Below are 16383 nucleotides of genomic sequence, written 5' to 3'. Positions count from 1 at the left end.
GTTCCTCAGGAGCATTCCTGCACAGGCTTTGCCCGCCTCGATGATGCTGCATATGAGTATCTTGTTACGGTGAAGCCCTATGCCATCCCTGCCGCGATCATGGCATTGGCACCCGGCAACGCACAGGAAGCGTTCGGGGTGTACTTCATGGCTCAAAAGCGGGGCTACATTAAGGGCCCAGCAGTAGCTGCGTAATGGCTGATCTGCACGATTACGGAACGGGGGAGGCACCAAGGCCCCCCTGCAATTACCCAAGGGATCATCGGCCCAAATGGCACGTAACGCCTACCAGCCTCGATGACCTGATGCAGCGGGCAGGCCCCTACGCTGATGCCGTGAAGGCCAATCTGGAATGGTCCGCTGTAACGGTATGGCTGATGAAGGAAGGCTACGGGGTTCTTGCCGCTAGTGATCTGCCATCTGCCGTTGCTTGCCTCTCCGTGATCCTGACAAGGGAAGCTGAGGAACATGCAGCAGGATGGCCCCGGCTATCAGGCCCTGCCGTAACTCCCGCAATCTACGGCTATTCCCCGGACAGCCAATGCGAAGCCCGGCGCTCCGCTGCTCAGGCCCGTTCAATGTGGGAGGCCAATGGTCGCCCGTACCTTCGGGCCAGCGATTGCAAGCTCGCGTTCCAGCACCTTGCCGCCTGCATCCGTAACGGCATCATTCCGCCAGTCCCGACGATTGGCGATGTACCCCTCAATTCCTAAGGTAGAAACCAATGACCGCACTAACTGCCCGCCAAGCCATTAAGGTGAAAGCGGCTCTCTCCCTAATCGCTGTACACGGGCACAATCCCCGCGCTGTACAGAAGCAGGCCCAGGACGAAATGGCTAAGGGATACCCCGCTAATACGGCGTACTCTACGGCCCTTAATTCGTTCGCTGCCCGTGTCCCTGCATTGAAGGATACGTTGACCATTGCTGTCGATCTTATCCACAACAGCGATGATGCTACCGTATCCATGTATGATAAGGCGCTGACTGCATATAATAACAGCGGTGACGAAAGCCATTTGGATAACCTCGCCCCGATGATCCTTGAGGACGCAAAGGCTTTGGCTATCAGCAAGGGCGAAGTAACCGAGGCTGATGCAGCTAATTGGACTGTAGATGATGCACTTGGCAGCACTAGCGAAGCCTATGCAGCTACCCCCGATGTTCCCGAGGCGTCCTCGATCCCGCCCGGTCAGACGGTCAATAGCGCATTCGGCTTCAATGCCCCTCCCGGCGTCGCCCGTCAGCCAGTCCAGCAGCCCGCTCAGGCACAGCAGACCGGCCCGCAGTGGGTGATGGGTCCGACCGGCTATACCCTCGTTGCACAGGCTCCCAGCGGCCCACAGGCGGGACAGAGCATGACCGGCTATGATCCCTACAAGGGCGGGCAGGGTCCGACCGGCATCCGGGTAGCTCAGACCGGGGAAGCTGCACGGCGCTCGCATGGCACCCCGGTAGGCGACGTGACGTACATGCAGACCGAGACAGGCATTCGCATTGCCCCGACCGGTGAGCAGGCCCGCCGAGAGGCTGGCGTACCGATTGGCTATGACGCCTGATAGACCGGCTAGGAGAGTCGCTGAGAGGCGATAGCCAATCCGGCCATACGGATACCCGAACGCATCCGATTGACTCCCCAAGGGGCTGATACGGGGGCAAATCGGGTATCTGTATGTTCGGCTTTCTCAGCGTCCGCCCGTTGTGGCGCGATAGCAAATATTGCCGTTATCATCTTCGACAACAACTTCGATAGGGAGTGGTGTAAATATCGATTTGTCAGCCTCGCTAATTGCTTCGTCTAAGGTAGCAAAGCGGTTTGAGTCATAAACCTGATCGTTAGACCCAAATATCCGGGTGACTGTGTACCGCACCATCTTCTCCCACTAAAATTATATTCGTCTAGCCTATGACCAAGCCGGGAACGCGGTAAGTCGCCATAGCTGCTACGAGTACTCTCATCGAAGGCGTAGCACCATACTTGTCCGCAGCGTCCTTGCCTTCATGCCCTTGGAACTGGCGACATATCCGCTCCGCTATTCCAGCATCAACGGCATGGGTTTTCCATGTATGGCGGAACGAGTGAAATACTTTGGCCTTGTCATCGATGCCGCAAGCACGCTTATAGTTCGTGAACCATTGGCCCCACTTATCGGTTAGCTTCTTTCCGATGCCGATAGCTTTCAGGTCAGGGAATACGCGACCAGATTGATTAGGAAGCTTGGTAACGTAATTGATAAACCCTAGCTCTATGAGTTTAGGATGCAGCGGAACTACTCGATTGCTCGACTCATTCTTAACTTGATTAGGCAATGCGTCATCGTCTGACGTATCAGTAATCTCGATGCACCATACCTCTTGCCGCTTATCGTCGTCGTCTATGTAAGGGACGCGCTTAACGTCACTGACCCTAAGCTGCCCAATCTCTTCTCGGCGCGCTCCCATGAATAGCGCAATAAGGGGTAGCCAATATGCAGCTTCCCCAAATCCAGCCTTTGGCCTATCGCCTTTGGTATAGATCGGACCTGAGAACAGCGAATTAAGATCGTCCGTATTGAAGTCTTTCCGCTTCTCACTTCGCTCGCTTACGGCCATCTTAACGTCACGCGCTACGTTGCCGTCTGTAATATCCTCTTGCGCTGCCCATTCCAATAAGGTCCGCAGGTATGCAAGTCGGTCCCGAACATTCACCTGAGAGCGTTTAGGATCAGCGATCAGCAGCCGTTTGTAATTCATCACATCGGCCTTGGTGATTAGCTCGACGGACTTACGGCCTATCAGGCTGTTGAATAGCTTAGCATCACGCCAGTAGGAGTCCTTAGCCTTTGGCGATGGCTTCCGCTCAGCGGCCCAACCGTCAAGGATATTGGTATCAAGGTAAATGCCCTTGCCATTCCCGGTAGTAGGCTGGCATTCAACGGCTTGATTTTGACCTTTCGACGCGCGGGTACTCTGGCCGTATCGGGCATGTATTCCAGCGACTAGAACGTCAGCCTTCTCCTGCACATCAAGGATCGCCAGTCGAGCAGCCCTAGCTATGTCAGCCGGGGAAGCGTCCGTCTCGATACCGCCAGCAAGCGCATCCATGACAGGAGTTAGCCGCTCGACTTCCATGTGAGCAGCAAAGCCCGCATCCGAAGCTAGGTCGATTTGCTCTTGGTCATGCTCCCATAGCGTCCGTTCCCGATCAATCTGGGCGGCGGACTTTGGCTTGGCAGGAGCAGGAGCGGTCTTGTCGGCAATGGTACGGCTGCGCTTGGCGTTATCAAGCAGGGCATGAGCAGCCTTGGTCATATCCGGTATCACGGCCTTTGCGGCCTCTCGATCTTTCAGACCAAGGGAATGCTTTATCTCGCGCTTGCCAGCCATGAAGGGGCGAAGGTCCGCAGGGATACCCATGCGGAAATAATAGACCCCGTTGGGCGCTCTATGGAGATAGGAACACATAGGCTTTCGTCCTCGTACCTTTGTACTAGACGCTCGTAAAAGCCGTTGTATTTCAACATGTTCTAGGGTTTTCAAGCCCTTAGAACAAATGGTGCCCGGAAGAGGACTCGAACCTCCACGACCTTGCGATCGCCAGCACCTGAAGCTGGTGCGTCTACCAATTCCGCCATCCGGGCACGGGGTAGGAGGGCGCCTCTAGTGGAGGGTTGCGATGCTTGTCAACAACCCTCTTGCTGGGGCAAAGGGCGGGCAGGCATAAAGAATTGGACGGACGGGCGATGAACGACAGACTGGTGACGCTGATCGGAGGCGGAGGTTTCGTCGGCCGCTATGTCGCGCAGGCGCTGCTGGCGTCGGGTGCGCGGGTCCGGATCGCACAGCGCGATCCGCGACAGGCGTTTTTTCTCAAGCCGCTCGGCGGGCTCGGGCAGACGCAATTCGTCGGCGCCGACGTGACCAAGCCCGCGACGATCGCACAGGCGGTGCAGGGTGCGGACATCGTCGTGAACCTGGTCGGGGTGCTGGCGGGTGATTTCCACGGCGTCCAGACGCTCGGCGCGCGGACCGTGGCGGAGGCTGCCGCCAAGGCGGGGGTCGGCGCGCTGGTCCATGTCTCGGCGATCGGTGCGGACGCCGCATCGGAGTCGGCCTATGGCAAGTCGAAGGGCGAGGGCGAGGCGGCGGTCCGCGCGGCCTTCCCCACCGCGACGATCCTGCGGCCGTCGATCATCTTCGGGCAGGAGGATCAGTTCTTGAACCGCTTCGCCGGGATGATCGCCAAGGCGCCGGTCGTGCCCGTGCTGCGCGCCGGTGCCAAGTTTCAGCCCGTGTTCGTCGGCAACGTCGCGGATGCGATCGTCGCTGCAGCCGCGGCTCCGGAGACGTTCGGCGGCAAGACGCTGGAGATCGGCGGACCCGACGTCATCACCATGGGCAACCTGATCCGCTGGATCGCCGCCGCGATCGGCCGCGAGCCGTCGATCGTCGAATTGCCCGATTATGCCGGGGCACTGATCGCCAAGGCCGGGTTCCTCCCAGGCGCGCCGATCACCCAGGATCAGTGGCGGATGCTGCAGAGCGACAATATCGTCACCGGGGTCGACGGGCTGAAGGCGATGGGGATCGAGGCGACGCCGATGTCGACGGTCGCGCCGGGCTGGCTCGTCCGTTTCCGCAAGGCTGGGCGGTTCGGTCGCCGTGCCGCAACTCGGGCCGACACCCAGGTGGACACGCATTCGGCGACCCACGTGGTCTGATCCCGATGCGGGTCCAGCCGCCATCGACACTGATCGACCAGTCCTGATTCACCGCGCTGCGGGAGCTTTTGCGTGTCCGAACTTCTTACCGTCATCCTTCTCGGCATCGTCGAGGGGATCACCGAATTCCTGCCGGTCTCGTCGACAGGCCATCTCATCCTCGCGACGCGGCTGCTCGGCTATGATGCGGGGCGCTGGGAGGTGTTCAACGTCGTCATCCAGCTCGGCGCGATCCTTGCGATCGTGGTCCTGTACTGGCGGACCTTCTGGGCGGTGGGCATGGGCCTCATTCGCCGCGAGCCGAAATCCTGGCTGTTTCTGCGCAATCTGGTGGTCGCCTTCATCCCTGCCGCGGTGATCGGGCTGGCGCTGCACCATTATATCGAGGCGCTGCTCGGCAATGCCGAGGTGGTCGCGATCGCGCTGGTCGTTGGCGGCGTCGCCATTCTGGCGGTCGAGCGGTTCGCACCGCGCAGCGACATCAGCGGTGTCGCGGACATCCCGCTGCGCACTGTCGTCGGGATCGGCTTGCTCCAGTGCCTCGCGATGATCCCTGGCGTCAGCCGCTCGGGCGCAACGATCCTCGGGGCGCTGGCACTCGGCGTCGAGCGGCGCACCGCCGCCGAGTTCAGCTTCTTCCTCGCCATCCCCACGATGCTGGGGGCGAGCGGGCTCGAACTGATGAAGAACCATGCGGCGCTGACCAGCGGCGATGGTGTCGGCCTGCTGTCGATCGCGATCGGCGCGCTAGTTTCGTTCGTCGTCGCGTTGCTGGTGGTCAAATGGTTCGTCGGGATCGTCACAAAACACGGGTTTGTGCCGTTTGCATGGTATCGCATCGCCGCAGGCTCCGCCGCGCTGGTATGGCTCCTGTCGAAATAGGTCCGGGTCGGGATATATTTTGTGAGATTGGTGAATATTTTTCCCGACCTGCGCGATTTGGCGTAATTTATAGGTCAGGTTGGCTGACATAATGGGCGATTTTGCCGTGACAAACCTCCGACGACGCAATAACGCGATTGTCGGAGGCATACATGGCGAACGATTCGATGCTCAAATTCGTCGGGCGGGAGCAATCCTATCCCGACAAGCGTAATGCGGCGGAACGCGCGGACGATTTTCGCGAGATCGCCGCGCGCTATGCGGTCGAACCCGCCGAAGAGCAGGCGGGGCGCTGTTCGCAATGCGGCGTGCCCTATTGCTCGGTCCATTGTCCGCTCCACAACCATATCCCCGACTGGCTGCGCCTGACTGCCGAGGGCCGGCTCCGCGAGGCGTATGAGCTGAGCAACGCGACCTCGACCATGCCCGAGATCTGCGGTCGCATCTGTCCGCAGGACCGGCTGTGCGAGGGTAATTGCGTCATCGAGTTCACGGGCCACGGCGCGGTCACGATCGGCTCGGTCGAGAAGTTCATCACCGACACCGCCTGGGAGAATGGCTGGGTCGAGCCGCTGGTCCCCGGCAAGTCTCGCGGCCAGTCGGTCGGCGTGATCGGGGCAGGGCCTGCCGGGCTGAGCGCCGCCGAATATCTGCGCGGCCACGGCTATGACGTGCACGTCTATGATCGTTACGACCGCGCGGGCGGCCTGCTCACTTATGGCATTCCCGGGTTCAAGCTCGAAAAGCCGATTGTCATGCGTCGGGTCGAGCGACTGAAGACCGCGGGCATCGTGTTCCACGAAGGCTTTGCGGTCGGTGACGACGCCAGCCTCGACGAGCTGAGGCAGCGCCACGACGCGATCCTGATCGCGACCGGCGTGTACAAGGCGCGCGCGATGGACCTGCCCGGTGGCGGTTCCAATGGCGTGGTGGCGGCGCTCGACTTCCTCGTTGCGTCCAACCGCAAGGGTTTCGGTGATGCGGTCCCCGCGTTTGACGACGGCAGCCTGAATGCCGAGGGCAAGGACGTCGTCGTGATCGGCGGCGGCGATACCGCGATGGACTGTGTCCGCACCGCGATCCGCCAGGGCGCCAAGTCGGTGAAGTGCCTCTATCGCCGCGACCGCGCGAACATGCCCGGGTCGCAGCGCGAAGTCGCCAATGCCGAGGAGGAGGGCGTCGAATTCGTCTGGTTGTCGGGCCCGCAGAGCTTCGACGGCGGCGAGAGCGTGTCGAGCGTCAAGGTGCGCAAGATGCGTCTGGGCGCAGCCGATGCGAGCGGTCGCCGCACGCCCGAACCCGATCCTGCCGGTGACTATTCGGTCGATGCCGACCTCGTCATCAAGGCGCTGGGCTTCGACGCCGAGGACTTGCCGACCTTGTTCGCGACGCCCGAACTGGGGGTAAGCCGCTGGGGTACCGTGCTGGTCGACGGCAAGACGCTGATGACCAGCCTCGACGGCGTGTTCGCGGCGGGCGACATCGTCCGCGGCGCGAGCCTGGTTGTGTGGGCGATCCGTGACGGGCGCGACGTGGCGGCGACGATGCACAAGTATCTCAAGGCGAAGGCGGCCAGCGCGAAGGTCGCGGCATGAGGCTCGGGTTTCTCGGGGCGGTTTTGCTGGCGGGTGCGGTAGTCTCGTCGGCGGCGCATGCGCAGGCAGCGCCTGTTGCCGCCGCGGCCCCTGATCCGGCCCGACTCGCAGCAGCGCGCGAATTGATCGACGTCTTGATGCCTCCCGAATCGCGCGCGCGGATGATCGAGGGCATGATCGCGCCGATGTTGGGCAATCTCCAGCAGGGCATGGCGCAGAGCCCGATGTTCAGCAGCGCAATGGCTAAAAATCCGCAGATGCAGGCGCAGTTTGCCGCCTTCATGAACCAGCAGCAGACTCGCACGCTGACGTTGATGCGCGACGGCATGCCGGGCATGTTCGATGCGATGGCGCGTGCCTATGCGCGCCGCTTCGACGTTGCCCAGTGTCGCGACATCAAGGCGTTCTTCGCGACGCCGAGCGGACGCCTGTACATGCAGCAGTCGCTGACGATCATGGCCGATCCTGACGTCGCCGCGTGGCAGCGGTCGATGATGGAATCCTCGATGCGCCACATGCAGGCCGATGTCGCCGAATTCGCCAAGCACGTTGCCACGCCCGAGCAAAAGAAGAAGTGACGATGACCGATTCCAGCACCGATCAGCGCCAATATCTCGCCGAACACGGCATGTACCGCCCCGAGTTCGAGGGTGATGCCTGCGGCGTCGGGCTCGTCGCCGCGACCGACGGCCGCGCCTCGCGGCGCGTCGTGCAGTCCGCGGTCGATGCGCTGAAGGCGGTGTGGCACCGCGGCGCGGTCGATGCGGACGGCAAGACCGGCGATGGCGCTGGGCTTCACATCGACCTTCCGCTCAAGTTCTTCGACGACGCGGTCGCCGCCTCGGGGCACAAGGTGCGGCCGAACCGGCTCGCGGTCGGCATGATCTTCCTGCCGCGCACCGATCTGGGGGCGCAGGAGGATTGCCGGACGATCGTCGAGAGCGCGATCATCGAGGCGGGCTATACCATCTATGGCTGGCGCCAGGTGCCGGTCGACGTGTCGGTGATCGGCCAGAAGGCGCAGGCGACGCGCCCCGAGATCGAGCAGATCATGATCGCCGGGCCGCTGCCCGACGAGCAGGACGCCGCCGAGTTCGAAAAGACGCTGTACCTGGTCCGCAGGCGTATCGAGAAGCGCGTGATCGCGGCGCAGATCCAGGGCTTCTACATCTGTTCGCTGTCGTGCCGCTCGATCATCTACAAGGGGCTCTTCCTCGCCGAATCGCTGTCGGTCTTCTATCCCGATCTGTGCGACCAGCGGTTCGAGAGCCGCGTCGCGATTTTCCATCAGCGTTATTCGACCAACACCTTCCCGCAATGGTGGCTGGCGCAGCCGTTCCGCTGCCTTGCGCATAACGGCGAGATCAACACGATCCGCGGCAACAAGAACTGGATGCTGTCCCACGAGATCCGGATGGCGAGCCTCGCCTTCGGGGACAATTCGGAGGACATCAAGCCGGTGATCCCGGCAGGCGCGTCCGACACCGCCGCGCTCGATGCGGTGTTCGAGGCGATCTGCCGGTCGGGCCGCGATGCGCCGACCGCCAAGCTGATGCTGGTGCCCGAGGCTGCGAGCCCCGACATGCCGCCCGAGCACCGCGCGATGTACCAGTATCTGGCGTCGGTGATGGAGCCATGGGACGGCCCGGCCGCGCTGGCGATGACCGATGGCCGCTGGGCCGTCGCAGGCATGGACCGCAACGCGCTTAGGCCGCTGCGCTACACGTTGACCGTCGACGGGCTGCTGATCGTCGGATCGGAAAGCGGGATGGTCGTCGTCCCCGAATCAACGATCATCGCCAAGGGGCGGCTCGGGCCGGGCGAGATGATCGCGGTCGACCTCGACGAAGGGCGGCTGCTGCAGGACCGCGCGGTCAAGGATCGCATCTCCGGCGAGGCCGACTATGCCGCGATGATCGGCGAGTTCCACACGCTGGCAGACCTGCCGTCGGTCGAGGATGCCGTGGTCCGCTATGATCGCGCCGAGCTGGCACGACGCCAGGTCGCGGCCGGGCAGACGATCGAGGACATGGAACTGATCCTGTCGCCGATGGTCGAATCGGCCAAGGAAGCGATCGGATCGATGGGCGACGACACGCCGCTCGCGGTCATTTCGGACAAGCCGCGGCTGATCAGCCAGTTCTTCCGCCAGAATTTCAGCCAGGTGACGAACCCGCCGATCGACCCGCTGCGCGAGCGGCACGTGATGTCGCTCAAGACGCGGTTCGGCAATCTCGCCAACATCCTCGACGTGCGCGACCAGCGCGAGCGCGTGCTGGTGCTCGATTCACCGGTGCTTACCGGTGAGCATTGGGCGCGGCTGAAGGCGCATTTCGGCGGCGCGGTCGCCGAGATCGACTGCACCTTCGACGCGGGCGGCGGCCCGGAGAAGCTGCGCGCGGCGATCCAGCGGATCCGCAACGAGGCCGAGCAGGCGGTCCGCCAGGGCAAGAGCGAGCTGTTCCTGACCGACGAGGCGATCGGCGAGGACCGCGTCGGCATCGCCGGCGTGCTTGCGGTGGCGGCGGTGCACACGCATCTCGTCCGTCGCGGCCTGCGCTCCTATGCGTCGATCAACGTGCGCACGGCGGAATGCCTCGACACGCATTATTATGCGGTGCTGATCGGCGTCGGCGCGACGACCGTGAACGCCTATCTCGCCGAGGCCGCGATCGTCGATCGCCAGAGCCGCGGGCTGTTCGGTGATCTCGATCTGGCCGAATGCCTCCGCCGCCACCGCGTCGCGGTCGAGGAGGGGCTGCTCAAGATCATGTCGAAGATGGGCATCGCGGTCATCTCGTCCTACCGCGGCGGCTATAATTTCGAGGCGGTCGGCCTGTCGCGCAGCCTGGTCAACGACCTGTTCCCCGGCATGCCCGCGAAGATCAGCGGCGAGGGCTATGCCTCGCTTCACGTCAACGCGACCGATCGCCACGAGGCGGCGTTCGATCCGGCGGTCGCGACGCTGCCGATCGGCGGCTTCTATCGCCAGCGCCACACCGGCGAAACGCATGCCTATTCGGCGCAGCTGATGCATCTGCTCCAGACCGCGGTCGCGACCGACAGCTATACGAGCTATCTGCAATTCTCGCGCGGGGTGTCGGACCTGCCGCCGGTGTATCTGCGCGACCTGCTCCAGTTCAACTTCCCCGCCGAGGGCGTGCCCGTCGACCAGGTCGAGGCGATCACCGAGATCCGCAAGCGGTTCGTGACGCCGGGCATGTCGCTCGGCGCGCTCTCCCCCGAGGCGCACGAGACGCTGGCGATCGCGATGAACCGGATCGGCGCGAAGGCGGTGTCGGGCGAGGGCGGCGAGGACAAGTCGCGCTTCGTGCCGTACGCGAACGGCGACAATGCGAACTCGACGATCAAGCAGATCGCGAGCGGCCGGTTCGGCGTGACCGCGGAATATCTGAACGCGTGCGAGGAGATCGAGGTCAAGGTCGCGCAGGGTGCCAAGCCCGGCGAGGGCGGCCAGCTGCCCGGCTTCAAGGTGACCGAGTTCATCGCCAAGTTGCGTCATGCGACGCCCGGCGTGACGCTGATCTCGCCGCCGCCGCACCACGACATCTACTCGATCGAGGATCTGGCGCAGCTCATCTATGACCTGAAGCAGATCAATCCGCGCGCGCGCGTCTGTGTGAAGCTCGTCAGCTCGGCGGGCATCGGCACCGTGGCGGCGGGCGTCGCGAAGGCACATGCCGACGTGATCCTGATCGCGGGCCATGTCGGCGGGACAGGCGCGTCGCCGCAGACGTCGATCAAATATGCGGGCACGCCGTGGGAAATGGGGCTGTCCGAGGTCAACCAGGTGCTGACGCTCAACGGCCTGCGCGGACGCGTGCGGCTGCGCACGGATGGCGGGCTCAAGACCGGACGCGACATCGTGATCGCCGCGATCCTCGGCGCGGAGGAGTTCGGGATCGGCACGCTGTCGCTGGTGGCGATGGGCTGCATCATGGTCCGCCAGTGCCATTCGAACACCTGCCCGGTCGGTATCTGCACGCAGAATGACGCGCTCAGGCAGAAGTTCGTCGGCACGCCCGAGAAGGTCATCAACCTGATGACGTTCATCGCCGAGGAAGTCCGCGACATCCTCGCGCGGCTGGGCGTGAAGAGCCTCGACGACGTGATCGGCCGTACCGAGCTGTTGCGGCAGGTCAGCCGTGGTGCCGAGCATCTCGACGATCTCGATCTCAACCCGATCCTCGCCAAGGTCGACGCCTCGGATGCCGAGCGGCGTTTCTCGCTCTCGACCTTCCGCAACGAAGTGCCCGACAGCCTCGACGCGCAGATCATCAAGGATGCTGCGGCGGTGTTCTCGCGCGGCGAGAAGATGCAGCTGACCTATTCGGTGCGCAACACGCACCGCGCGGTGGGCACGCGGCTGTCGAGCGAGATCACGCGCAAGTTTGGCATGTCGACGCTCGCGGACGATCACGTCACGATCCGGTTGCGGGGCTCGGCGGGCCAGTCGCTCGGCGCATTCCTCTGCAAGGGGATCACGCTCGAGGTGTTTGGCGATTCGAACGACTATGTCGGCAAGGGGCTGTCGGGGGGGACGATCATCGTCCGGCCCGCGGTAAGCTCGCCGCTCGCCAGCCAGGACAACACGATCATCGGCAACACCGTGCTCTATGGCGCGACCAGCGGCCGGCTGTTCGCGGCGGGGCAGGCGGGCGAGCGGTTCGCTGTCCGCAACTCAGGTGCGACCGTGGTCGTCGAGGGCTGCGGCGCGAACGGCTGCGAGTACATGACCAACGGAATCGCGGTCGTGCTCGGCGCGGTGGGGGCGAACTTCGGCGCGGGGATGACCGGCGGGATGGCGTTTGTCTACGATCCCGAAGGCCTGTTCGCAAAGCGCGCCAACCCCGAGAACATCACCTGGGACCGGGTGAAGTCGCTGCACTGGGCGGATGTCCTGCTAGACCTGGTGCGCGACCATGCGGATACGACCGACAGCAAATGGTCGAAGGGCCTGCTCGAGGACTGGGACCGGGTGGCACCGCATTTCTGGCAGATCGTCCCGAAGGAAATGCTGACGCGCCTGCCGCATCCGCTGGACGACAGCGCGGAGCTGGTCGCGGCGGAATAGCTCTGCCGGTTATTCCACCCCGGCGAAGGCCGGGGCCCAGTTGGAAAGGTCGCAGTAACGGAGCGCGGCGCTTCGTTATCTGCGCGCCCCAACTGGGCCCCGACCTTCGCCGGGGAGGGGGAAAGAAGGGGGTTCACGCGGAGGCGCGGAGACGCGGAGCTTCAATCCCCTCTGCTGCTTCTTGATCGCGAACGGTGATGAAGGAGCTTTGCTAATAGCGAGCGCGACACCTCCGCGCCTCCGCGTCTCCGCGCGAACCCAATCTTCTTACGCACCAGCAAACCCGCGCTAGTGACACACCCGCCCGATGCCGCCTAAACGGACGCTATGTGGCAGCTTTATCAATTCCCCTTATGTCCCTTCTCGCGAAAGGTGCGCTTGCTGCTAGGCGAGAAGGGCATCGGCTACGAGCTCGTCCGCGAATCGCCCTGGGAGCGGCGCGACGAGTTCATGGACATGAACCCCGCGGGGCAGACGCCGGTGATGGTCGATGCGTCGCGCGGCGTCGCGCCGCTGATCGATTCGATGGCGATCTGCGAATTCTTCGAGGAAACCGTCGAGAAGTCGGCGATGATCAACGGCACCGCGACCAACCGCGCGGAGATCCGCCGGCTGGTGACCTGGTTCGACACGCATTTCTACCGCGACGTGACCGGCCCGCTGCTTCACGAGCGGATGGTCAAGCGCCTCGCGCACCGCGCCGCACCCGATGCGAAAGGCCTGCGCGAGGCGATGAAGGCAGCGGTGGGGCATCTGGACTACACCGATTACCTGCTCGATCACCGCAACTGGCTCGGCGGCGCGACAATGAGCCTGGTCGATCTGGCCGCCGCGGCGCAGATCTCGGTCACGGATTATCTCGGCGGGATCGACTGGAAGGGGCACGACCAGACGGCACGCTGGTATCGCGGGTTCAAGAGCCGGCCGAGCTTTCGTCCCTTGCTTAGCGAGCGCATGGAATTGATCGCGCCGCCCGCGCATTACGACAATGTGGATTTCTGACGATGGCCGAGCCCGTGATCGCGTTCGACGACTTTGCCAAGGTCGATATCCGGGTCGGGACGATCATCGCGGCCGAGGCCTTCCCCGAGGCGCGCAAACCTGCGTTCAAGCTGAAGATCGATTTCGGTGACACGATCGGGATCAAGCGATCCTCGGCCCAGATCACCGACCATTATTCGCTCGAGACGCTGATCGGCCGCCAGGTTGCCGCGGTGGTCAACTTCCCGCCGCGGCAGATCGGGCCGATGATGTCCGAGGTGCTGACATTGGGCTTTCCCGATGCCGACGGCAAAGTTGTGCTGATCGCACCGTCCGAGCCCGTCCCGAACGGCGGCCGCCTCTTCTGACGCCGCGCCGTCCGGGGCGAATACGGCCCGGCGCCTAGCCCTCGAGGCTTTTCGAGCTCTGCTCGACCATGTCGCGCGACAAGCCGGGCGTGTTCAGGATCCGCTCGAGTTCCGCACGCATCAGCCCGGCGCGTTTGGCGTCGAACCGGCGCCAGCGACCAAGCGGCGGCAGGAGCTTTGCCGCCGTCTGCGGGTTGAGCCGGTCGAGCGCGATCAGATGATCGGCGAGGAAGCGATAACCGCTGCCGTCGATCGCATGGAAGGCACGCTGGTTTGCCGCGAACGCGCCGATGAGCGCGCGCGCGCGGTTCGGATTGGTCAGCGTGAAATCGGGATGGCGGGCAAGCGCCGCGACGACCGTGCCGGTATCGTCGCGTGACGACTGGGCCTGGGTCTGGAACCACTTGTCGAGCACCAGCGGATTGCTGCTGTAGCGCGCGTAGAAGCGGTCGAGCGCCGCGTCGCGCTGTGCCGCGGTCGAACTGACGAGCGCGGTCAGCGCGCCCTGGCGGTCGGTCATGTTGTCCGCCCCCTCGAACTGCGCGAGCGCCAGTTCGGCGGCGTCGGGCGCGTCGCTCGCCATGATATAGGCGAGCGCGACCGAGCGCAGCCGGCGCAGGCCCTTGCCCTCCGGCGTATAGGCAAAGGGTGCCGAACCGGCGCGCGCATGCGCCTGGCGCCACTGGCGTTCGAGCTGCGTGCCGAGATCGCGACGCAGGCCATCGCGCGCGCGGAAGATGGCGTCGGGATCGACGATCCGCATCTGGTCGCCGATAAAGCTCTCGGACGGCAGCATCACCGCTTCGGCGATGAAGGCGGGGTCGAGATCGGGATCCTCCAGCGTCCGGGCGACCGCGGCGATCACACCGTCATGCTCCGCCCGACCCGTGCTTGCGCTGGCCACGAGCGTCTCGAGCATCAGCTGCTGCATCGCCTCGTACCGCGCGAAGGGGTCGTCGTCATGCGCGCTGAGAAAGGCGAGATCCGCGGCGCTGCGATCGCTTTCGACCACGACCGGCGCGGAAAAGCCGCGATTGATCGACAGGACCGGGCGTTCGTCGATCCCCTCGAACCGGATCGTCTCGCCCGGCCGGTCGAGCAGGACGAGCCGTTCGTCGATCAGCGCGGTGCCCGTGTCGGCGCCGAACAGCTTGATCGCGAGCGGCAGGACCATCGGCGCCTTGTCCGGCTGGCCCGGCGTGGCGGGTACATGCTGCGCCAGTGTCAGCGTCGCGCGCCGCGCCGCGGGATCATGCGACAGGCTTGCCGAGAGACGCGGAGTGCCTGCCTGCGAATACCAGAGGCGGAACTGCGTCAGATCGATCCCGCTCGCCTCTTCCATGCTGGCGACGAAATCCTCGCAGGTCGCGGCGGTGCCGTCGAAGCGGTGGAAATACAGATCGGTCCCCGCCCGGAAGTTCTTCGGCCCGAGGATCGCCGCCATCATGCGGATCAGCTCGGCGCCCTTGTTGTAGATGGTCGCGGTGTAGAAGTTCGAGATTTCCTGGTAGGACTCGGGGCGGACGGGATGCGCGAGCGGTCCTGAATCCTCGGGAAACTGCGACGCGCGCAGGCCGCGAACGTCCTCGATCCGCTTGACCGCACGGCTGCCCTGGTCGGCGGAGAAGCCCTGGTCGCGATAGACCGTGAAGCCCTCCTTCAGCGACAGCTGGAACCAGTCGCGGCAAGTGATCCGGTTGCCCGACCAGTTGTGGAAATATTCGTGCGCGACGACCGCGGCGATCGCGTCATAGTCATAATCGGTCGCGGTATCGGGGTCGGCCAGGATGTAGCGCGAGTTGAAGATGTTGAGCCCCTTGTTCTCCATCGCGCCGAAATTGAAGTCGTCGACCGCAACGATGTTGAACACGTCGAGATCATATTCTCGGCCATAGGTCGCCTCGTCCCAGGCCATGGAGAGCGCCAGCGCCTCGAGCGCATGATCGGTCTTGGCGAGGTCCGCCTTGCGCACCCAGATGCCGAGCGAAACCTCGCGCCCCGACATCGTCGTGAAACGGCCCGAATTGACCGCGAGATCCCCGGCGACGATCGCGAAGAGATAGGAGGGCTTGGGGAAGGGGTCGTTCCATTCCGCCCAGTGGCGGCCATCGGCCAGATCGCCCTGTGCGACGGGGTCGCCGTTCGCCAGCAGCACGGGGAAGCGCGCCTTGTCCGCGGTCATCCGCACCGAATGGCGGCTGAGCACGTCGGGGCGGTCGGGGAAATAGGTGATGCGGCGAAACCCCTCCGCCTCGCACTGCGTGCACAGATTGCCGCCCGAGGCATAGAGCCCCATCAGCTGGGTGTTGCGGTCGGGGGCGATCTCGACCTCGGTCTCGACGACATGCGCGTCGCCCGACAGGGGGATCACCAGCTGCTCGCCCTCGAAATGCCAGTCGTTGACCGCGACGCCGTCGACCATGATCGACAGCGGTCGCTGGCCTGCCCCATCGAGCTTCAGCGGATCGCGGTGGTCACCGTTGCGGGTGACGGACAGCGTCGCGATGACGCGCGTCGCGGACGGATCGAGCGTGAACTCCAGCCGTGTCGTCGGCACCAGCCAGGCCGGCACCCTATAATCGACCCGGCGAATGGCGACCGGGGCAGCGATGTCGGGCTGGGCGAGGCTGTGTTGGATGTCGAGCATAGACGTCGAATATAGGGGCCGTCGCGGGCTCCGCCAGCCAAAGCTTGCCGGGCTGTGCTTGCGTGTCCCGGCCGGCGTGCTACCCGGCTGCAACACGTTCGTCTTGCAAGGATTTC

Annotated in this window: 12 protein-coding genes and 1 tRNA gene; 10 read left to right on the top strand and 3 right to left on the bottom strand. The window is 64.0% G+C overall.

Features of this window, described 5'->3' with window-relative positions:
- The 3 genes from FHY04_RS22330 to FHY04_RS19700 all read left to right on the top strand — a co-directional run.
- Positions 1-195 (top strand): hypothetical protein (locus tag FHY04_RS22330; RefSeq protein ID WP_221211897.1); only part of this gene is annotated, 195 nt, incomplete at its 5' end.
- Positions 196-335: 140 nt separating this feature from the next.
- Positions 336-713: a hypothetical protein gene (locus FHY04_RS22325; protein WP_221211896.1), complete on the top strand. Its 378-nt coding sequence runs from the start codon at positions 336-338 to the stop codon at positions 711-713.
- Positions 714-724: 11 nt separating this feature from the next.
- Entirely contained in the window at positions 725-1558 is an 834-nt protein-coding gene (locus FHY04_RS19700) for a hypothetical protein (protein ID WP_183937554.1), read from the top strand.
- A 340-nt stretch (positions 1559-1898) separates the two neighbouring features.
- On the opposite strand, the gene FHY04_RS19695 is transcribed toward FHY04_RS19700, so the two are convergent.
- A complete protein-coding gene (locus FHY04_RS19695) occupies positions 1899-3443 on the bottom strand; it encodes a site-specific integrase (RefSeq protein WP_311725693.1) in 1545 nt (514 codons plus the stop codon).
- Between the two features lie 89 nt (positions 3444-3532).
- Positions 3533-3619: transfer RNA gene (locus FHY04_RS19690), tRNA-Leu, on the bottom strand.
- A gap of 102 nt (positions 3620-3721) precedes the next feature.
- Between FHY04_RS19690 and FHY04_RS19685 the strand changes: the two genes are divergently transcribed.
- From FHY04_RS19685 to FHY04_RS19655, 7 genes are all read left to right on the top strand, one after another.
- On the top strand, positions 3722-4699 hold the full coding sequence (locus FHY04_RS19685; RefSeq protein WP_183937552.1) for a complex I NDUFA9 subunit family protein: 978 nt from the start codon (positions 3722-3724) through the stop codon (positions 4697-4699).
- Positions 4700-4771: 72 nt separating this feature from the next.
- A complete protein-coding gene (locus FHY04_RS19680; protein WP_183937551.1) occupies positions 4772-5581 on the top strand; it encodes an undecaprenyl-diphosphate phosphatase in 810 nt (269 codons plus the stop codon).
- A 152-nt stretch (positions 5582-5733) separates the two neighbouring features.
- On the top strand, positions 5734-7176 hold the full coding sequence (locus FHY04_RS19675) for an NAD(P)-dependent oxidoreductase (protein ID WP_056409692.1): 1443 nt from the start codon (positions 5734-5736) through the stop codon (positions 7174-7176).
- Entirely contained in the window at positions 7173-7754 is a 582-nt protein-coding gene (locus tag FHY04_RS19670) for a DUF2059 domain-containing protein (protein WP_183937550.1), read from the top strand. The genes FHY04_RS19675 and FHY04_RS19670 overlap by 4 nt, the downstream gene beginning before the upstream one ends.
- Before the next feature lie 2 nt (positions 7755-7756).
- Entirely contained in the window at positions 7757-12271 is a 4515-nt protein-coding gene (gltB, locus tag FHY04_RS19665; protein ID WP_166746678.1) for a glutamate synthase large subunit, read from the top strand.
- Positions 12272-12598: 327 nt separating this feature from the next.
- On the top strand, positions 12599-13273 hold the full coding sequence (locus FHY04_RS19660) for a glutathione S-transferase family protein (RefSeq protein WP_031396481.1): 675 nt from the start codon (positions 12599-12601) through the stop codon (positions 13271-13273).
- A gap of 2 nt (positions 13274-13275) precedes the next feature.
- Complete coding sequence (locus FHY04_RS19655; RefSeq protein ID WP_183937549.1) at positions 13276-13620, top strand: tRNA-binding protein; 345 nt, start codon at positions 13276-13278, stop codon at positions 13618-13620.
- A 34-nt stretch (positions 13621-13654) separates the two neighbouring features.
- On the opposite strand, the gene pepN is transcribed toward FHY04_RS19655, so the two are convergent.
- Positions 13655-16267 carry an aminopeptidase N gene (gene pepN, locus FHY04_RS19650; protein ID WP_183937548.1) on the bottom strand — a complete coding sequence of 871 codons (2613 nt, stop codon included), beginning with the start codon at positions 16265-16267 and terminating at the stop codon, positions 13655-13657.
- Positions 16268-16383: the final 116 nt, after the last annotated feature.

Source organism: Sphingomonas sp. BK481, assembly GCF_014194875.1.
Classification (GTDB): domain Bacteria; phylum Pseudomonadota; class Alphaproteobacteria; order Sphingomonadales; family Sphingomonadaceae; genus Sphingomonas; species Sphingomonas aerolata.
The sequence above is the reverse complement of the archived record's forward strand: the minus strand, read 5'-3'. Positions and strand labels throughout refer to the sequence as shown.